The sequence below is a fragment of the Streptomyces sp. E-08 genome, from assembly GCF_049913095.1.
GTDB lineage: Bacteria > Actinomycetota > Actinomycetes > Streptomycetales > Streptomycetaceae > Streptomyces.
In genome coordinates, this window is sequence record NZ_CP183971.1 from 6,990,412 (window position 1) to 7,009,158 (window position 18,747).

Annotated in this window: 17 protein-coding genes; 10 read left to right on the forward strand and 7 right to left on the reverse strand. The window is 73.8% G+C overall.

Going from position 1 to position 18,747, the window contains the following annotated elements; translation table 11 throughout:
- The first annotated feature begins 26 nt into the window (after nucleotides 1–26).
- Nucleotides 27–911: an oxygenase MpaB family protein gene (locus tag ACN9MM_RS32185; protein ID WP_426367231.1), complete on the forward strand. Its 885-nt coding sequence runs from the start codon at nucleotides 27–29 to the stop codon at nucleotides 909–911.
- A 122-nt stretch (nucleotides 912–1,033) separates the two neighbouring features.
- On the opposite strand, the gene ACN9MM_RS32190 is transcribed toward ACN9MM_RS32185, so the two are convergent.
- Nucleotides 1,034–2,581 (reverse strand): M1 family metallopeptidase, encoded by a 1,548-nt coding sequence (locus tag ACN9MM_RS32190; RefSeq protein ID WP_426367232.1) that lies wholly within the window; start codon nucleotides 2,579–2,581, stop codon nucleotides 1,034–1,036.
- Between the two features lie 225 nt (nucleotides 2,582–2,806).
- Between ACN9MM_RS32190 and ACN9MM_RS32195 the strand changes: the two genes are divergently transcribed.
- From ACN9MM_RS32195 to ACN9MM_RS32205, 3 genes are all read left to right on the forward strand, one after another.
- Nucleotides 2,807–4,858 (forward strand): Xaa-Pro dipeptidyl-peptidase, encoded by a 2,052-nt coding sequence (locus ACN9MM_RS32195; RefSeq protein WP_426367233.1) that lies wholly within the window; start codon nucleotides 2,807–2,809, stop codon nucleotides 4,856–4,858.
- Between the two features lie 37 nt (nucleotides 4,859–4,895).
- The gene (locus ACN9MM_RS32200; protein WP_426367235.1) at nucleotides 4,896–6,209 is read left to right on the forward strand and encodes a M14 family metallopeptidase; all 1,314 of its coding nucleotides are present in this window, start codon (nucleotides 4,896–4,898) and stop codon (nucleotides 6,207–6,209) included.
- A gap of 118 nt (nucleotides 6,210–6,327) precedes the next feature.
- A complete protein-coding gene (locus ACN9MM_RS32205; protein WP_382873809.1) occupies nucleotides 6,328–6,630 on the forward strand; it encodes a hypothetical protein in 303 nt (100 codons plus the stop codon).
- A 246-nt stretch (nucleotides 6,631–6,876) separates the two neighbouring features.
- On the opposite strand, the gene ACN9MM_RS32210 is transcribed toward ACN9MM_RS32205, so the two are convergent.
- On the reverse strand, nucleotides 6,877–7,833 hold the full coding sequence (locus tag ACN9MM_RS32210; protein WP_426367237.1) for an NAD(P)/FAD-dependent oxidoreductase: 957 nt from the start codon (nucleotides 7,831–7,833) through the stop codon (nucleotides 6,877–6,879).
- A gap of 70 nt (nucleotides 7,834–7,903) precedes the next feature.
- Here ACN9MM_RS32210 and ACN9MM_RS32215 point away from each other — a divergent pair, with 70 nt between their 5' ends.
- From ACN9MM_RS32215 to ACN9MM_RS32230, 4 genes are all read left to right on the forward strand, one after another.
- Nucleotides 7,904–8,353 carry a hypothetical protein gene (locus ACN9MM_RS32215; RefSeq protein ID WP_382869423.1) on the forward strand — a complete coding sequence of 150 codons (450 nt, stop codon included), beginning with the start codon at nucleotides 7,904–7,906 and terminating at the stop codon, nucleotides 8,351–8,353.
- Between the two features lie 13 nt (nucleotides 8,354–8,366).
- Entirely contained in the window at nucleotides 8,367–10,004 is a 1,638-nt protein-coding gene (locus ACN9MM_RS32220; RefSeq protein WP_426367238.1) for an ABC-F family ATP-binding cassette domain-containing protein, read from the forward strand.
- Nucleotides 10,005–10,077: 73 nt separating this feature from the next.
- Entirely contained in the window at nucleotides 10,078–10,806 is a 729-nt protein-coding gene (locus ACN9MM_RS32225; RefSeq protein ID WP_426367239.1) for a 2-phosphosulfolactate phosphatase, read from the forward strand.
- Entirely contained in the window at nucleotides 10,803–11,204 is a 402-nt protein-coding gene (locus ACN9MM_RS32230) for a hypothetical protein (protein ID WP_382869419.1), read from the forward strand. Before ACN9MM_RS32225 ends, ACN9MM_RS32230 begins: the two co-directional genes overlap by 4 nt.
- A gap of 95 nt (nucleotides 11,205–11,299) precedes the next feature.
- Here ACN9MM_RS32230 and ACN9MM_RS32235 read toward each other — a convergent pair whose 3' ends face one another.
- The 4 genes from ACN9MM_RS32235 to ACN9MM_RS32250 all read right to left on the reverse strand — a co-directional run bounded on the left by ACN9MM_RS32235 (nucleotide 11,300) and on the right by ACN9MM_RS32250 (nucleotide 15,904).
- Nucleotides 11,300–11,746, reverse strand: a complete 447-nt coding sequence (locus ACN9MM_RS32235) for a DUF2690 domain-containing protein (protein WP_426367240.1) — start codon at nucleotides 11,744–11,746, stop codon at nucleotides 11,300–11,302.
- 61 nt (nucleotides 11,747–11,807) lie between these two features.
- Entirely contained in the window at nucleotides 11,808–12,263 is a 456-nt protein-coding gene (locus ACN9MM_RS32240) for a DUF2690 domain-containing protein (RefSeq protein ID WP_426367241.1), read from the reverse strand.
- Nucleotides 12,264–12,472: 209 nt separating this feature from the next.
- Nucleotides 12,473–14,908 carry a Tex family protein gene (locus tag ACN9MM_RS32245; RefSeq protein ID WP_426367242.1) on the reverse strand — a complete coding sequence of 812 codons (2,436 nt, stop codon included), beginning with the start codon at nucleotides 14,906–14,908 and terminating at the stop codon, nucleotides 12,473–12,475.
- Nucleotides 14,909–15,037: 129 nt separating this feature from the next.
- Nucleotides 15,038–15,904, reverse strand: a complete 867-nt coding sequence (locus ACN9MM_RS32250; RefSeq protein WP_426367243.1) for an SCO6745 family protein — start codon at nucleotides 15,902–15,904, stop codon at nucleotides 15,038–15,040.
- A gap of 127 nt (nucleotides 15,905–16,031) precedes the next feature.
- On the opposite strand from ACN9MM_RS32250, the gene ACN9MM_RS32255 reads away from it, so the two are divergent.
- Together ACN9MM_RS32255 and ACN9MM_RS32260 are read left to right on the forward strand one after the other, a co-directional pair.
- Nucleotides 16,032–17,003, forward strand: a complete 972-nt coding sequence (locus ACN9MM_RS32255) for a GlxA family transcriptional regulator (protein WP_426367244.1) — start codon at nucleotides 16,032–16,034, stop codon at nucleotides 17,001–17,003.
- A 162-nt stretch (nucleotides 17,004–17,165) separates the two neighbouring features.
- Complete coding sequence (locus ACN9MM_RS32260) at nucleotides 17,166–17,807, forward strand: DJ-1/PfpI family protein (RefSeq protein WP_426367245.1); 642 nt, start codon at nucleotides 17,166–17,168, stop codon at nucleotides 17,805–17,807.
- Between the two features lie 3 nt (nucleotides 17,808–17,810).
- Here the strand turns inward: ACN9MM_RS32260 and ACN9MM_RS32265 are convergent, their stop codons facing one another.
- Nucleotides 17,811–18,554, reverse strand: a complete 744-nt coding sequence (locus ACN9MM_RS32265; RefSeq protein WP_382869405.1) for an enoyl-CoA hydratase/isomerase family protein — start codon at nucleotides 18,552–18,554, stop codon at nucleotides 17,811–17,813.
- Between the last annotated feature and the right edge of the window lie 193 nt (nucleotides 18,555–18,747).

Here is an 18,747-nt window from a genome sequence, read left to right on the forward strand (position 1 = left end):
CAGCCTGGACACATGAGGAGAAGGCCATGGACCGTGTGACGCCGCTCGACCGGCCCCCGGCGGGCCCCGACCCCCTGCCGCCGCCCGTCGGCGGAGTGCTGTGGAGCGTCGCGGGGGACGTCCGGGCGCTCCTGATGCTGCCCGCCGCCCTGACCCTCCAGGTCGCCCACCCCGCGATCGGGGCGGGCGTCGACGACCACTCCGTCTTCCGCACCGACCCCTGGGGGCGCGGCGAGCGCTCGCTCCGCTCGCTCCAGCTGTGGATCTACGGCGGAGACGACGCCGCCCGGGAGGGCCGCCGGCTCCGGGAGCTGCACCGGACGATCCAGGGCACCGACGCCCACGGCCGCCGCTACCACGCCCTCACCCCGGCCTACTACTCCTGGGTACACGCGACGGGCTTCCCCATCTACCGGTACGGTCTCCGCCTGCTCGCCCGCCCGCTCACCGAGGCGCAGGAACGGCAGCTGTACGCGGAGTGGCTCCGGGTCGGCCGGATCCTCGGCATCCACGACCGGGACATGCCGCAGACGATCGAGGAGTTCTGGCCGTACTACCGGAAGGTCCTCGCCGAGGAGATCGAGGCCACCGCCGTCGTACGGGAACTGCTCGACACCGACCTGCCGCTGCCCGCCCCCGACCGGGGCCCGCTGCCGCTCCGGCTCGCCCTCCGCGTCCTCTGGCCCGTCCTGCGCCGCCCCTTCCTGCGGCTGCGCGCCTTCCTCACCGTCGGCCTGATGCCGCCGGACGCCCGTGAGGCCATCGGCCTGGAATGGACGGAGGAGCAGGAGCGCGCCCTGCGCCGGTCGGCCCGCGTCGTCCGGGCCGTGGTCCCGGTCCTGCCGGAGCGCCTGCGCTACCTGCCCCTGGCCAGGAAGGCCCGAGAGGCCGCCCGCCGCACCCAGCGCTGACGGACGACCTCAAGAGAAACTCCTAGCCGTGGCCCGTGGCCCGTGGCCCGGAGCCCTTGGCCCCGTCGGCTTCGGGCCCAAGGTGCTCGGGCCCGTGCCGCTCGGACCCCTGCCACTCGGGGTCAGTGACCCGCGTGGCCCCCGTGGGCGTCGTTCTCGTGGATCGTGTTCGTCTCCGCGATCTTCTTCCACGACTTCGGCTGCACCGGCTTCGCCGGCTTCGCGGTGCGGGCCGACGGCGCGGCGGCGGGGGCGGAGAGACCCGCCGCGTTCGCCGCCGGGGCGGCCGGCTTCGACGGCTGGTACAGCCAGGTGTCGAAGAGCCCGGCCAGCGGCTTGCCGGAGACCTTCTCCGCGTACCGGACGAAGTCGGCGACCCCCGCGTTGCCGTAGGCGAACTGCTGGGGCCAGCCCTTCAGGATCGCGAAGAAGTCCTCGTCGCCGATCTCGTTGCGCAGCGCCTGGAGCGCCACCGCGCCCCGGTCGTAGACGGCGCTGTGGAACTGGTTCTCGGCGCCCGGGTCACCCGGCTTCACCGTCCAGAACGGGTCGTCGGCCGGCCGCGTCTGGTACACGTAGTCGGCCAGCTCCTGGGCCGTGCCCTCGCCCTCCTTCTCCGACCACAGCCACTGGCTGTAGCGGGCGAAGCCCTCGTTGACCCAGATGTCCTTCCAGTCGCGGACGGACACGCTGTCGCCGTACCACTGGTGCGCCAGCTCGTGGACGACCACCGACACGTTCGCGCCGTTGGCGAACTGCCGCGGGCTGTAGAACGGGCGGGTCTGCGTCTCCAGCGCGAAACCGCTGGTCACATTGGGCACGTAGCCGCCGAGGGAGTTGAAGGGGTACGGCCCGAAGACCGACTCCAGCCACTCGGCCACCTCGGTCGTGCGCTCGATCGACGCACGTGCGGCGCCCGCGTTGTCGCCGAGGTCCTTGCTGTACGCGTTCAGGACGGGCAGCCCGTTCGCGGTCCTGTCCGTCGTGATGTCGAACCTGCCGACGGCCAGCGTCGCCAGGTAGGTCGCCTGAGGCTTGTTGGACCGCCAGTTGAAGCGGGTCCAGCCGAGCCGCGAGGACTGCGACTGCAGCACGCCGTTGCTGATGGCCTGGGTGCCGTCCGGCACCGAGACCGACACGTCGAAGGTGGCCTTGTCGAGCGGGTGGTCGTTGGACGGGAACCACCAGACGGCCGAGTCCGGTTCCTGCGCGGCGACTCCGCCGTCCGGGGTACGGGCCCAGGCCGACCAGCCGTCGATCTTGAACTCGGAGGGCTTGCCCGCGTAGCGGACGACCACCGAGATCGGCGTGTTCTTCGCCAGCGGGCTCGCCGGGGTCACCTCCAGCTCGTGGTCGCCCGAGGTGGTGAACTTCGCCAGGCGCCCGTTGACCCGGATCTCGCTGACCTTCAGGCCGAGGTCCAGGTTGAAGCGGGACAGGTTCTGCTGGGTGGTGGCGAGGATCGTCGCCGTGCCCTCCAGGAGGTCCGTGGCGGGCTGGTACGTCAGCCGCAGGTCGTAGTGGGAGACGTCGTAGCCGCCGTTGCCACTGGTCGGGTAGTAGGAGTCGCCGATGCCCGGGGCGCCCGGGTTGAAGTCGGCCGCCGATGCCGGGATCGCCAGCAGCAGGGAGGCCGCGAGGGCGCTCGGAACGATGATTCTGCGGTGCACAGGTGCTCCCCAAGTCATAAGAAACGTAAGACGCACGGGTGGTCGTCGGTCCTTAATTCGGACCCTATTCAGCCCCCCGACGCACCGTCACGTCCAGAGGACCCCCTGTCACACGATCGCCATTCGGCCGACATGAACCCGTCCGTCTCCGGAATCACCCTGAATCCCCCCTGATTCCCTCCGGCACTCTTTTGCCCGGGAGTTGACCGGGGTACGTTCCGCCGCATGCCGATGCGAAAGCGGAGAACCCGCGGAGCCCGACTGACGTACGGAACCCTCGTGTCCGCGGCCACGGCCGCCCTGTTCGCGACCCTGGTCACCCCGGCCGGAGCGCGTCCCGAGCCGGCCGCGGCCGCCGCGCCCGCCGCTGCCTTCGTGCGCGAGTCCCGCCCGGTCCACTCGTACGCCGACGCCGTCCGCGAGTCCGCCTGGGTCGACACCGGCCTCGACGGCGACGGCGACGGGCGCGCCGACCGGGTCGCCGTCGACATCGTGCGCCCCCGCGAGCCCGCGGCGGCCGGCCGGAGGATCCCGGTCATCATGGACGCCAGTCCGTACTACTCCTGCTGCGGACGCGGAAACGAGAGCCAGAAGAAGACGTACGACGCCGACGGGAACCCCGTCCAGTTCCCGCTCTTCTACGACAACTACTTCGTCCCGCGCGGCTACGCCTTCGTCGCCGTCGACCTCGCCGGCACCAACCGCTCCGACGGCTGCGACGACGTCGGCGGACGCTCCGACGTCCAGTCGGCCAAGGCCGTCGTCGACTGGCTGAACGGCCGCGCCCGCGGCTACACCTCCCGCACCGGCGGCACCCCGGCCCGCGCCACGACCTGGAGCACCGGGAACGTCGGCATGATCGGCAAGAGCTGGGACGGCACCATCGCCAACGGCGTCGCCGCCACCGGCGTCGAAGGGCTGAAAACGATCGTTCCGATCGGTGCGATCTCCTCCTGGTACGACTACTTCCACTCGCAGGGCGCCCCGCTCTACGACGCCAACCCGAGCTGGCTCTCCGAGTACGTGAACAGCCCCGAGGCGCAGGGCCGCTGCGCCGCCGTCCAGGAGCGCGTCACCGCGGGCACCCCGTACAGCGGCGACTGGACCCCGGCCTGGACCGAGCGCGACCACGTGAAGGACGCCGGCAAGGTCAGGGCCAGCGTCTTCGTCGTCCACGGACAGCAGGACCTCAACGTGCGCGCCGGGCAGTTCGGCCGCTGGTGGGACGCGCTCGCCGCGCACGGCGTCGAGCGGAAGATCTGGCTCTCCCAGACCGGCCACGTCGACCCCTTCGACTTCCGGCGCGCCGACTGGGTCCGCACCCTGCACCGCTGGTTCGACCACTACCTCCTCGGCTACGAGAACGGCGTCGACCGCGAGCCCGCCGCCGACATCGAGCGCGCCCCGGACGTCTGGACCACCGACCGGCAGTGGCCGCCCCGCACCACGGCGACCACCACCCTGCGCCCGGCCCCCGGCGCCGCCTCCGGTCCGGGCGTCCTCGGACGCGCGCCCGCCAGGCCCGGCTCCACCGCGACCTTCACCGACGACCGGGGCCTCGGCGAGCTGGACTGGGCCGCCCGGATCGACGCCCCGACCCCGGAGAAGGCCGGGTTCGTCACCCGGCCGCTCGCCCGGGACCTGCAGATCTCCGGCTCCTCGAAGGTGACGGTCACCGCGACCCCCAGCACCTCCACCGCGCACCTCTCCGCCGTCCTCGTGGACCTCGGGCCCGACACGATCAGGGACTACGCGGCGGCGGGGGAGGGCATCACCACCCTCACCGACCGCACCTGCTGGGGCGCGAGCACCCCGGGCGACAGCGCCTGCTTCAAGGAGACCGCGGCCCGGACGACGGACGTCGCGTACACGGTCGTCAGCCGGGGCTGGGCCGACCTCGGCACCTGGGCGGACCCGCGCGAAGGGCGCTCGCTGACCCCCGGCAGGGCGTACACCCTCACCCTGGACCTCGCGGCGACGGACCACGTCGTCCCGGCCGGCCACCGGCTCGCCCTGATCGTCGGCGGCACCGACAAGGACCTCCTCGATCCTCCGTCCACCACTCCGACCCTCGTCCTCGACCTCGCCCGCACCTCGGCGCGGCTGCCCCTCGTCGGCGGTAGGGAGGCGTTCGACCGGGCGACCACGGGACCGGCCCCGGCCGTCCCGGCGCCCACGTACGTCCCGTCCCTGACCGGCACCGCCCCGCCGGCCGCCGTGAGCGGACCCCGCCTGCCCGGGCCGGCGGCGGACCCGCGTCCGGGAGCCGCCCGATGACCCCCCGCACCGCATCCTCCAGAAACCGGAGCCGCCGATGAACGCCCCCGTCAGGCGCCGGAGTTCCCGGCGGACGCTCGCCCTCGTGGTGGGGGCCGCCGCCCTCGCCCTGCCGCTCGTCACCGTCCCCGCCAAGGCGGCGGACAGCGCGCCCGCGCGGGCCCTCCCGCGCACCGGCTTCGAGGAGAGCGGGGGCGCCCGGTGGACGACCGAGGCCGAGGAGGGAGAGTTCCTCGCGGCGGTCGACCGGAGGAGCGAGCGGGTGTCGCTGCGCGAGATCGGCACCACCGGACAGGGCCGCCCGGTGCGGCTCGCCACCCTCGGCGCGGGCCGTGCCGGCATGACCGTGCTGCTCGTGTGCAGCCAGCACGGCGACGAGCCGGCGGGCCGGGAGGCCTGTCTGAGCACGGTGCGCGACCTCGCGTACGGCCAGGACCCGGAGACCCGGCGCTTCCTCGCCCGCACCACCCTCCTGGTGGTCCCCACCGCGAACCCCGACGGCCGGGAGGCCGACACCCGCGGCAACGGCGACGGGGTCGACGTCAACCGCGACCACCTCGCCCTGCGGACCGCCGAGGCGCGCGCGATCGCCGCCGTCATCCGGGACCGGCGGCCCGCCCTCGTCTACGACCTCCACGAGTACGGCGCCACCCCCCGCTACTACGACAAGGACCTGCTCGCCCTCTGGCCCCGCAGCCTCGACACCGACCCGCACGTCCACCGGGAGTCGAGGACGCTCTCGGAGTCGTACGTCCGGCCGACCGCCGGGCTCGCCGGCTACAGCAGCGGGATCTACGGCATCTGGACCGATCCGCTCACCGGCGAGCCGGTCAAGCAGGTCGCCGGCGACGGCCAGGAGCGGATCCTGCGCAACACGGCCGGCATCAAGCACGCGGCGGGGCTGCTCGTCGAGACCCGGGTGGACGCCCTCGACCAGGCCGAGCAGGACGATCCGGCGCGCAACCACCGGCGTCGCGTCGCCACCCAGCACGCCGCCCTGAAGGGGGCCTTCGCCTACCTGGACGCGCGGCGCGGGCCGCTCACCGCGGCCACCGCCCTCGCCCGGAGCACCGGCTTCGCGGACCGGGGCCCGGTCTACCTCGGCGGCGCCGACAACGACCCCGCCGAGCCGGGGGAGATCCTCGCCGACCCACCGTGCGGCTACCGCCTGGACGCCGCGCAGTACGCCGAGGTGGGCGACGAACTCGCCCTGCACGGCGTGACCGTACGGGCGGAGGGCGCCGGGGCGTTCGTTCCGCTGCGCCAGTCGCAGCGCGCACTGGTCCCGCTGCTCCTGGACGCGCGGGCGGCCTATCACCTCGTCAGTGGGAGTCCAGTGGAGAGGTGTTGACGATCGGGTGCCCCCGGCCTGGTGTGGCGTGATTCCGATGTTTGCCGAGGTAAAGTTACCTGCTGGTACTGACCATGCCTCGAACGGGTCCCCACGGCCCTGAAGTTGGAGAACCACCATGCGCCACACCAAGCCCGCCCGCCGTACCCTGACGGCCCTCCTCGCCACGACGCTGCTCGCCGGGGGCGTGCTGCTCGGACAGACGGTGACGGCCGAGCCGGCCGCCGCCAAGACCATCACCTGCAACGTCAGCAAGCTGCGGGCCGACGCCCGCAAGGAGCGCGACCGCGCCGCCCAGCTCAGGCACCTCGGCGCCACGGCGGAGGCCCGCAAGGCCGCCGCCCGCGCCGACGCCCTGGAGCGCCAGGCCAAGGCGTGCGCCGACGCGGACAACAACAGCAAGCCGCCGCTCTGGAAGTAGTACGGCACGCGGGGCGGTTGCCATCCGAAAGGACGGCAACCGCCCCGCGGTCGTTTCCGGCCGCCGATCTATTCCGCCCCCGTGGTCGTTTCCAGCCCGCGACCGTCTTCGGCGCCCGCGACCGTCTCGGCCCCGCGACCGTCTTCGGCCCGTGGTCGTCTCTGGCCCGCGGTCGTCTCCGACCCGCGACCGTTTCCGCCCCCAGGGCCGTTGCCGCCCCGCGGCCTTTCGAGGCGGCGGCCGTCCTCAGCCGACGACCAGCCCCGCCGCCGCCTCCGCGCAGCCCCAGGCCACCGTCACCCCCGCGCCGCCGTGCCCGTAGTGGTGGACGAGGCGCCCGCCGCCCGGCAGCGGCACCGCCTCGATCCGCACCCCGCCCGCCCGGGCGGGCCGCAGCCCCACCCGGTGACCGAGGATCCGGGCCTCCGCGATCTCCGGCCACACTCGCGCGCACCGCGCCACGATCGCCGCCGCCGTCGCGGGATCCGGGTCGGGCCGCTCGTCGCCCTCCTCCGCCGTTCCGCCGAGCACCAGCCGGTCGGCGTGCGGGAAGAAGTACGTCGTCTCGCCCGCCGACTCGTCCGCGGCCGTGAACCACTCCTCGATCCCGGGGTTCTCCACCAGGACCAACTGCCCGCGCACCGGCCGCAGTCCGGCATCCGGTACGAGCTCCCGCGCCGCGAGCCCCGTGCAGTCGACCACCACCGGGGCCAGCGCCGCCGCCTCCTCGAAGCCGCCCACCGCGCGCCGCTCGAAGACTCCGCCCATGGCCTCGAACCGCTTCCGCAGGAACAGCAGATGGACCGGCATGTCGAGCAGCGGAAGCCGCGCCGCCAGCCCCGTCCGGTACGGCCCCGGCACCTCCTCCGGCGCCAACTGCCGCAGCCCCTCGACCTCCTTCGACCACGGGCCGAGACCGTCCAGGACCGTGTCCGCGTGCACCCCGGCCACCCAGCGGACCCCGCTGCGCTCCGGATCGGCGGCCAACTCCCCGTACACCCGAAGGGAACTGAGAGCCCAGGCCCCGACCTCGGCCGCCGGCTCGATCCGGTACGGCCACCACAGCGCACCCGCCACCGCCGAGGTCGTCCTCGTCACGGCGTCCCGCGACCAGATCCGCACCCGCAGCCCGCGCTCCGCCAGGGTCGTCGCCGTCGCCAGACCGACGACCCCGCCGCCCACCACGATCACGTCGCTCCTCATGTCCCGGACCGTACCGGGACCGGGACATTTCCGGGACGGCCCGGCCACGGAACGGGGAAAGACTGGAGTCATGCCGGTCCCGTACACGTCCCTCGACCTCGTCTCCGCCGCCAGCCCGGGTGGCGAGCACCTCCACCACGACTTCCTCGTCGACGGCAGGCCGCTGCTCCACCGGCTCGACGAGACCGACGGCTTCGACACCGTCTCGCCCCTCGCGGCGGACGTGCCGCCCACCGTCCGCGCCGAGCACGCCCACCGCCTCCTCCTCGCCGACGGCACCCGCCGGGTGATCCACTCCTGCCCCGACTGCGAGGAACCCGGCTGCGGCGCGGTCACCGCCGTCGTCGCACGTGAGGGCGGGGACGTCGTCTGGCGCGACTTCGCCTGGCAGACCGGCCCCACCGCCGACCTCGCACGCGAGGGTTATCCCGGCGTCGGCCCGTACCGCTTCCACGGCGAGACCTACCGCTCCGTGCTGCTCGGACTCCTCGGATCCTCGGCGTGTCGCCGCGTCGCCTAGGATTCGTTCCCTGATGACTGCAACCCTCGTCGCCAAGGACCTCGCCGCCGGCCACGGCGAACGCACCCTCTTCGCCGGGCTCGACCTCGTCGTCGCCCCCGGCGACGTCATCGGCCTCGTCGGCGTCAACGGCGCCGGCAAGTCGACCCTGCTGCGGCTGCTCGCCGGGCTCGACACGCCGGAGGAGGGCGAGCTGCGGCTCTCCCCGCCCACCGCCGCCGTCGGCCACCTTCCGCAGGAGCCCGAGCGGCGCGCCGGGGAGACCGTGCGCGAGTTCCTCGCCCGCCGCACCGGCGTGGCCGCCGCCCAGACCGCCATGGACGAGGCCACCCAGGGGCTTGTCGACGGCACGCCCGGCGCCGACGACGCGTACGCGATCACGCTGGAGCGCTGGCTGAACCTCGGCGGCGCCGACCTGGACGAGCGCGCCGAGGAGGTCGCCGACTCCCTCGGCCTCACCGTCGGCCTCGACCAGCCGATGACCTCGCTCTCCGGCGGCCAGGCCGCCCGCGCGGGCCTCGCCTCCCTCCTGCTCTCCCGCTACGACGTCTTCCTGCTCGACGAGCCCACCAACGACCTCGATCTCGAAGGCCTGGAGCGCCTGGAGTCCTTCGTGAAGGGGCTGCGCGCCGGGACGGTCGTCATCAGCCACGACCGCGAGTTCCTCACCCGGACCGTCACCAAGGTCCTGGAGCTCGACCTCGCCCAGCAGCAGATCACCCTGTACGGCGGCGGTTACGAGGCGTACCTGGAGGAGCGGGACACCGCCCGGCGCCACGCGCGCGAGGACTACGAGGAGTACGCCGGGAAGAGGGCCGCCCTCGAAGCCCGCGGCCACATGCAGCGGTCCTGGATGGACAAGGGCGTCAAGAACGCCCGCCGCAAGGCCACCGACGGCGACAAGCTCGGCCGCAACGCCCGCAGCGAGGCCAGCGAGAAGCAGGCCGCCAAGGCCCGGCAGACCCAGCGCATGATCGAGCGCCTCGACGTCGTCGACGAGCCCCGCAAGGAGTGGGAGCTGCGGATGGAGATCGCCGCCGCGCCCCGCTCCGGCTCGGTCGTCGCGACCCTGCGCGAGGCGGAGGTGCGCCGCGGCGACTTCTCCTTCGGTCCCGTCACCCTCCAGATCGACTGGGCCGACCGGGTCGCGGTGACCGGTGCCAACGGCGCGGGGAAGTCGACCCTGCTCGCCGCGCTGCTCGGCCGGCTCCCGCTGGACTCCGGCGACGCCTTCCTCGGCTCGGGCGTCGTCGTCGGCGAGGTCGACCAGGCCCGCAAGCTCTTCCACGGGACGGAGACGCTCCTGGAGGCGTTCTGCGCGGCCGTGCCCGACACCGAGCCCGCCGAGGTCCGCACGCTGCTCGCCAAGTTCGGACTCAAGGCCGTCCACGTCATGCGGCCCGCCACCACGCTCTCCCCGGGCGAGCGGACGCGCGCCGCGCTCGCACTGCTCCAGGGCCGGGGCGTGAACCTGCTCGTCCTCGACGAGCCGACCAACCACCTGGACCTGCCGGCCATCGAGCAGCTGGAGTCCGCGCTCGACTCGTACACCGGCACGCTCCTGCTCGTCACCCACGACCGCCGCATGCTCGACGCGGTCCGCACCACCCGTCGCATCGAGGTCGCCGACGGAAAGGTGACGGAACTCTGATGCCGGTCTCGTACGGACGGCGCCGCGAGAGCGCCGCCCTCGGTACGGCGCCCGCGAGGGCACGGGCCCCGCGATGACCGTCTCCTTCGGCTGGGGGCCCGTCGAGGCGCGGGTCCTCGCCCCGGCGGCCGCCTGCGTGGTCGTCGTCGACGTGCTGTCCTTCACCACCGCCGTGGGCGTCGCCGTCGAGGGCGGCACCGCGGTCCTCCCGTACCGCTGGAGGGACGCCACGGCCGCCGCGTACGCGCGGGAGAACGGCGCCGTGCTCGCCGCCGGCCGGCGCGAGGCCACGGAGGCGCACCCGTGGTCGCTCTCCCCGGCCGCCCTGCGCACCGCCCCGAGGCCGCCGCGCCTGGTCCTGCCGTCCCCGAACGGCTCCACGATCGCGGCCGAGGCGGCCTCGGGCGGCGCGACCGTCGTCGCCGCCTCCCTGCGCAACCACGCCGCCGTCGCCCGGTGGCTCCTCGACCGGGGCCACGGCACGGCGGAGCGCCCGCTCGCCGTCATCGCCTCCGGCGAGCGGTGGCCCGACGGCTCGCTGCGCCCGGCGCTCGAGGACCTGCTGGGCGCGGGAGCGGTGCTCTCCGCCCTGCGGGGCACGCACCCCCTGACCCCGGAGGCGACCGCGGCGGCCACGCTGTGGGACGCGACCGAGGACCCGGTCGCCGCCTTGCACGGCTGCGACTCGGGCCGTGAACTGTACGAGTACGGCTATCCGCAGGACGTGGCCGTGGCCGCCGAGACCGACAGCTCGACGACCGTCCCCGTCCTCGTGGACGGCGCATTCCAGGAGGCACCATGACCGACCTACTGACCCGGCTGACCGAGATGCTGGACGATCTGGACGCCGACGTGGACGAGACGATCGACCTCGCCGACGAGATCGCCGCCTCGGGCGACGCCGGTCTCCTGCCGCGCCTCCAGGCGGAGCTGGACCGCGCCCTCACCGAGCGGAACGCCTACGCCCGGGAACTCCTCGGCGGCGTCCTGGCGGCCCTCGGCGGCCCGGACGCCCTTCCGGCGCTGATCCGGGCCTCCGCCGTCGACCTCGGCGACGACCAGGACGGCCTGGCCGCCGAGATCGTCGAGCTGGTCCAGGCGGACCCGAAGGAGGCCCGTCGGCTCCTCCAGCCGATGACGGAGGACGAGGACCTGTCCGTCGCGAACCGTGCCGACTGGGCGCTGCGCTTCCTGCCGTGACCTGGCGTGACGCGAACCGTGACCTGGTGTGACGCGAACGAGGCCGCAGCCCGTCGGGCTGCGGCCTCGTTCACGCGGACGCGGGGGTCAGCGGTCTACCAGAAGTTGCTGCAGGTCACGTTGCCGTTGTCGTTGATGCAGACGCGGTAGTAGGCGCTGCCGCTGCCCAGCATGTTGGACCAATCGGTGCCCGCCTCGTAGGGGAACTGCACCGAGAGGCTGCGCTGGAAGTCGGTGCCGGCGCCCAACCACTTCTCGATGGAGCCGTACCGGGGCCACCACTGGCTGCCGTCGGGGGACGTGGTGCGGACCCACCCGGCCTGACACGCGTTGGACCAGCGCAGCTCGGCCTTGAAGCCGTTGCTGTTGACGGTCGACACCTTGGTCGTGGCGTCGGCGTCGCAGCCCATGGAGACGGGGCCGCGGTTGTCGCAGCCGCTGCCGGAGCAGCCGGCCGCGTACGAGGTGCCCGCGAGCGGGACCAGGGCCATGGTCAGGGCGGCGGCGGCGACGCCCGCCACCTTGGTGATCATGCGCTTCATCTGTGGTTGCTTCCTCTGGGAGTGGACGAGCTGGGACACCTCGACGCGGGGGTCGGCGGGTCTACCAGAAGGGGGTGCAGTCCACCTCGTTCGTGGCGGCGGGGGCGCTGATGCAGGCGCGGTAGTAGGCGCTGGGGCTGCCCAGCATGTTGGTCCAGTCCGTGCCCGGGTTGGGGAACGTTACCTGGAGGCTGCGCTGGAACCCGGTGCCGTAGCCCGACCACTTCTCGATGACGCCGTACCGCTCGTACCACTGCTCACCGGTGGCGGTGACCCGGGCCCAGGCCGCCTGACAGGTGGGGGACCAGCGCAGCTCGACCCTGAGGCCGGAGTGGGTGCGGGACGTCGCGCTGCCCTTGGTGACGGCGTCGGCGTCACAGCCCATGGAGACGGGGCCGCGGTTGTCGCAGCCGGCGCCGGAGCAGCCTGCGGCGTACGAGGTGCCGGCGAGCGGGACGAGGGCCATGGTCAGGGCGGCGGCGGAGACGCCGGCGACCTTCGCGATCATGCGCTTCATGAGTGGAACGTCCTCCAGGAGCAGGAATCGTGCACCTCCCCCGTGGAGGCCGAGAATGATCATGGTTGCCTGTCCTGGCCGCGTCAACGGATAAACCGGGCCGCCTCGACGGGATGCCCGGTTGGTCACGGTCGTCCCCGCGCCCCCCGTCGGGGGAGCGCGGGGACGACCCCGTTCCGCCTGTCGGAGACCACGTCCGACCGGCGTGCCTATCGGCGCTTGCCGCCACCCTCGCCGAGCAGTCCGGCCTTGCGGAGGGCGTCCGCCATCGCGCTGTTGGCCGGGGCGGGCGCCGCCGAACGGTCCCGGCCTCCACGGTCCCCGCGGTCGTTCCGGTTGCCGCCCTCGTTCCGGCCGCCGCCCTCGGACCTGCGGCCACCGCCCTGACGCTGCTGCGGCGGCCGGCCGGAGCGCTCGCCCCGGTCCCCGCGCTCGCCCCGCTCGCGCCGGGGCGTGCCGCCCTGGGCGTCCGCGCCCGGCTCGTCGTCGAGCCGCAGCGTCAGCGAGATCCGCTTGCGCGGGATGTCCACGTCCAGGACCTTCACCTTCACCACGTCGCCGGGCTTCACCACGTCGCGCGGGTCCTTGACGAAGGTCTTCGACATCGCCGACACGTGGACCAGACCGTCCTGGTGGACACCGACGTCCACGAACGCGCCGAACGCGGCCACGTTGGTGACGACACCCTCCAGGACCATTCCGGACGCCAGGTCGCCGATCTTCTCGACGCCCTCCTTGAAGGTGGCCGTACGGAACGCCGGGCGCGGGTCGCGGCCCGGCTTCTCCAGCTCGCGCAGGATGTCCGTCACCGTCGGCAGACCGAAGGTCTCGTCGACGAAGTCGTCCGCCCGCAGCGAGCGCAGGGCGCCCGTGTCGCCGATCAGCGCCGCGACCTCGCCGCCCGTCGCCTTCACCATCCGGCGGACCACCGGGTACGCCTCCGGGTGCACGGACGAGGCGTCGAGCGGGTCGTCGCCGTCCCGGATGCGCAGGAAGCCCGCGCACTGCTCGTACGCCTTCGGGCCGAGCCTCGCCACGTCCTTGAGCGCCCTGCGGGAGCGGAAGGGGCCGTTGGCGTCGCGGTGCGCGACGATGTTCTCCGCGAGGCCGGAGCTGATGCCCGAGACCCGCGAAAGCAGGGGCGTCGACGCGGTGTTGACGTCCACGCCGACACCGTTCACACAGTCCTCGACCACCGCGTCGAGCGAGCGCGAGAGCTTCACCTCGGCCAGGTCGTGCTGGTACTGGCCGACGCCGATCGACTTCGGGTCGATCTTCACCAGCTCGGCGAGGGGGTCCTGGAGCCGGCGCGCGATGGAGACGGCGCCGCGCAACGACACGTCCAGGCCCGGGAGTTCCTGCGAGGCGAAGGCGGAGGCCGAGTAGACCGAGGCGCCGGCCTCCGAGACCATCACCTTGGTCAGCTTCAACTCGGGGTGCTTGGCGAGGAGTTCGGCCGCCAGCTTGTCGGTCTCGCGGGAGGCCGTGCCGTTCCCGATCGCGACCAGCTCGACCGCGTGCTCCTTCGCGAGCCGCGCCAGCCGCTCCAGCGCCTGGTCCCACTTGTTGGCGGGGACGTGGGGGTAGATCGTGTCGGTGGCGACCACCTTGCCGGTCGCGTCGACGACGGCGACCTTCACGCCCGTGCGGAAACCGGGGTCGAGCCCCAGCGTCGCCCGGGTGCCGGCCGGCGCGGCGAGCAGCAGGTCCCGCAGGTTCGCCGCGAAGACCCGGACCGCCTCGTCCTCGGCGGCCGTCCGCAGCCGCAGCCGCAGGTCGATCCCGAGGTGCACCAGGATGCGGGTGCGCCAGGCCCAGCGGACCGTGTCCTGGAGCCACTTGTCCCCGGGGCGGCCCCGGTCGGCGACGCCGAAGCGACGCGCGACGATCCCCTCGTACGAGGAGGGGCCCTCGGCCGGCTCCTCCGGTTCGAGCTCCAGGGCGAGGGCGTCCTCCTTCTCGCCGCGCAACATGGCGAGCACCCGGTGCGAGGGCAGCGCCGTGAAGGGCTCGGCGAAGTCGAAGTAGTCGGCGAACTTCGCCCCGGCCTCCTCCTGTCCCTCGCGGACCTTCGCCACCAGCCGCCCGCGGCCCCACATGCGCTCGCGCAGCTCGCCGATGAGGTCGGCGTCCTCGGAGAACTTCTCGGCGAGGATCGCCCGCGCGCCCTCCAGGGCCGCGGCGGCGTCCGCGACGCCCTTGTCGCCGTCCACGAAGGCCGCGGCGGCGGCCGCGGGCTCGACGGACGGGTCGGCGAGCAGGCCCTCGGCCAGCGGCTCCAGACCGGCCTCGCGGGCGATCATGGCCTTCGTCCGCCGCTTCGGCTTGAACGGCAGGTAGATGTCCTCCAGGCGCGCCTTGGTGTCGGCGCCCCGGATGCTCGCCTCCAGCGCCTCCGTCAGCTTGCCCTGCTCGCGGACCGAGTCGAGGATCGCCGACCGGCGGTCCTCCAGCTCGCGCAGATAACGCAGCCGCTCCTCCAGGGTGCGCAGCTGCGCGTCGTCGAGCATCTCGGTCGCTTCCTTGCGGTAGCGCGCGATGAACGGCACGGTCGAACCGCCGTCGAGGAGCTCGACGGCTGCCTTCACCTGTCGCTCGCGTACGCCGAGCTCCTCGGCGATCCTTGCTTCGATGGACGTCGTCACGGTGTCCCGACTCGCCTTCTCGTGCCTCAAGCTTGCGAGTGCATTGTGCCGGGTCGGTCACCCGGACGCGGCAACCGGCCCGTCCCGCGCGCGTCCCCCGGGGCGCCGGCCGGCGCCCGCCGGCCGGGCTCAGTCCCTGCCGACCAGGTCCGCCGGGAAGGCGCCCGCACCCGCCGCCGCGAACAGGAAGCCGCGGCCCAGCTCGGTGAGGCGCTCGACGCCGGCCGCGCCGAGGTGCTCGTACGGTGCGGCGTCCAGCCGGTCGGTGTGCTCCTCCAGCTCGGCGCGCAGGGCCGTGCCCGACTCCGTCAGCTCGCCGTCGGCACCGAGGATCCCGCGCTCGCGCAGCCGTTCCGTCGCCGCCTCCCAGTCGGCGCGGCCCCAGCCGCGCGTGCCGAGGACCCAGCGCGGGGCCATGCCCTTGCCGGTGGCGGTGTGCGAGGCGAGGGCCTCGACCGGGTCGAGCCCCGCGGAGAGCAGCGCCGTGAGGTGGCCGTCGCCCCGGTGCTCGCGGAGCAGGGTGGTGGCGTACCAGTACGCGACGTGGGGCTGCTCCGGCACCGGCAGGTCGGCGTGGGCCGAGTACAGCGGCCGGGCGTGCCGGGCGCAGGCCTCGGTGGCGCGCAGGGCGAGTTCCGCCGCCTCGGCCATCTCCGGAGAGGCGACGGCCTCGTCGCCGAGCAGCCGGCGCAGGGTCGCGTCGACGGTCCGCAGCCGGGCGTCGAGGACCTCGGCGGGGGAGGCGGTCTCCCAGACGGCCGGGAGGTGCTTCGCGAGGAACGCGTGGTTGTAGTTGTAGAAGGTCGCGGCGACCGTGCCCGCGCCCACCGCGCCGAGTGCGGCGCTGCGCGCGGCGAGCCGCATCGCGCTCGTGTCGGTGAAGCCCAGGGCGGTGAACTCGCGGTCCAGGTCGGGCGAGAAGTACAGCGTGGAGTGCAGCGGGTTGAGGGCGTTGTGGCAGCGGCGTGCCGCGCGCGGAGGCAGAGCAGTCGTCATGCCCCGAACGTTACCGACTGGTCGGTACGGTGGGAACGGTCGGACCGCGCCGAAACAAGCGCCGGATGGCAGAAAAGGTGGGCTACCCGTCGTTGCGGACACCCCCGGGGCCGCCAAGGATGGAGTCATGCCGCAGCGACCCGTCCTCGTCGTCCTCTTCGACGACGTCCAGAGCCTCGACGTCACCGGCCCCGTCGAGGTGTTCACCGGTGCCGCCCGCGCCTCGGGGGACCCGTCCGCCTACCCGGTCCGCACCGCCTCCCTGGACGGCGGCCCGGTCCGCACGCACAGCGGACTGCGCCTGCTCCCCGACACCGCCCTCGACGCGGCGGTCGCCGACGGACCCCCGCACACCCTCGTCGTGCCCGGCGGCGAGGGCACCCGCGCCCCCGACCCGGCCCTGATCGACTGGCTGCGCGTGAACGCCCCGGAGGCCGGGCGGCTGGTCTCCGTCTGCACCGGGGCGCTGCTCCTCGCCGAGGCCGGGCTCCTCGACGGACACCGGGCCACGACCCACTGGACCGCCTGCGACCACCTCGCCCGCCGCCACCCGGCGGTCGACGTGGACCCCGATCCCATCTTCGTACGGGACGGACGGCTCTCCACCTCCGCCGGGGTCACCGCCGGCATCGACCTGGCCCTCGCCCTGGTCGAGGAGGACCTCGGCCGGGACATCGCCCTCACCGTCGCCCGCCACCTCGTCGTCTTCCTGCGCCGCCCCGGCAACCAGGCCCAGTTCAGCGCCCAGCTCTCCGCCCAGACCGCCCGCAGGGAGCCGCTGCGGGACCTCCAGCAGTGGATCACCGAGCATCCCGGCGCGGACCTCTCCGTCGAGTCGCTCGCCGCCCGCGCCCGGCTCTCGCCCCGCCACTTCGCCCGCGCCTTCCACGCGGAGACCGGCATCCCGCCCGGCCGTTACGTCGACCGGGTCCGCCTCGAACACGCCCGCCGCCTCCTGGAGGAGACCTCGGGCGGCGTCGAGGAGGTCGCCCGGGCCTCCGGCTACGGCACGCCCGAGACCATGCGCCGCGCCTTCCTGAAGGCCCTCGGCACCGGTCCCGCGGAGTACCGCCGACGCTTCCACACAGTCCTGTCCTGACCGTCCGCCCACGCCGTCGTCAGCCTCTGCCGTCGTCGGTCGACCCCGTGGTCGACCGAGCGCCGTTCGGAAGCGATCCCTTCGTGGACCGACCCCTCGCCCATGGGTCCGTTGCCGGCCGGGCCCGCCACCGACGTTCCCGCCCACCGAAAGGAACCACCGATGCAGATCGCCGTCCTGCTCTACGACCGCTTCACCACCCTCGACGCCGTCGGCCCGTACGAGCTGCTCGCCCGCCTCCCCGGCGCCGAGACCGTCTTCGTGGCCAAGGAGCCCGGCCCGGTCCGCAACGACCAGGGCAGCCTCGCGCTCGTCGCCGACCGCGGCCTCGCCGAGGTCCCGAGCCCGGACATCGTCCTGGTCCCCGGCGGCCCCGACGCGAGGGTCGCCATGAACGACCCGGAGATCCTCGACTGGCTCCGCGCCGCCGACGCCACCAGCACCTGGACCACCTCCGTCTGCACCGGCTCGCTGATCCTCGCGGCGGCGGGCCTGCTCGAGGACCGCCGGGCGACCACCCACTGGCTCGCCTTCGACGAACTGCGGGCGCTCGGCGTCGAGCCCACCGGCGAGCGGGTCGTCTTCGACGGCAAGTACGTCACGGCCGCCGGGGTCTCCTCCGGCATCGACATGGCGCTGCACCTGCTCGGCCGGATCGCCGGGGACGAGACCGCCCAGACGATCCAGCTGCTCACCGAGTACGACCCGCAGCCGCCGTACGACGCGGGTTCGCCGGAGAAGGCCCCGGCGGCGATCGTCGCGCACTGGCGGGGGACGCCCACCGAGTCGCTCGCGCGGGACTGAGCCTCAGAGCCCGTACGTGAAGCGGGGCGCGCGGCGCTCCAGGAAGGCGGCGACACCCTCCGCGGTGTCGCCGCTGCCGCGCGCCTGCTCCGCCCAGTGGCCGTCCCGGTCCAGGCGCCCGTCGGCGAACTCCTTGGCCGCCGCCTGGGTCAGCAGCGAGCGCGAGGCGAGCACCCGGGCGAACTCGGCCACCCGCTTGTCCAGCGCGCCCGCCGGGTGCAGCTCGTCCACGAACCCGGTCCGCAGCGCGCGCTCCGCCTCCATCAACTCACCCGAGAACAGAAGGTACTTGGCGGTCGAGGGGCCGACGAGGGCGGTGAGCCTGCGGGTCGAGGAGGACGGGTAGACGATGCCGAGCTTCGAGGGCGTGATCCCGAAGCGGGCACCCTCCTCGGCGAAGCGGAGGTCGCAGGCGGCGGCGAGCTGGCTGCCGCCCCCGACGCAGAAGCCGCGGACGGCGGCGAGGGTCGGCTTCGGGAAGGCCGCGAGGGCCTCCTCGGCCCGTACCGCGAGCGTCTGCTGCTCGTCCCCCGGCTCGCGCAGCGCGGAGATGTCCGCCCCGGCGCAGAACGTGTCGCCCTCGCCGGTGAGGACCAGGACCCGGACGGCGGGGTCGGCGGCGAGCCGCTCCAGGACGCCGGGCAGGGCGCGCCACATCCCGGCGCTCATCGCGTTGCGCTTGGCGGGGTTGGCGATGACGACGGTGGCGATCCCGTCCGTGACGCTGTCCTTCAGCTGCGGCTCCATGGGCCGGATGCTATCCGCCGGGCCCGAAGGCACGATGAGGAAGGGGCCGCTCCGAGGAGGCACCGCATCACCTACAGAAAGCGCGCAGGAACAGTCGAACAACTGACATGGGCATACTCGCCCGATCAGAAGGTGGCCGATAAGTGTCGACTTCTGGTCAGTAGGCCGGTCGGCCCCCGCGCATTGCCAAGAC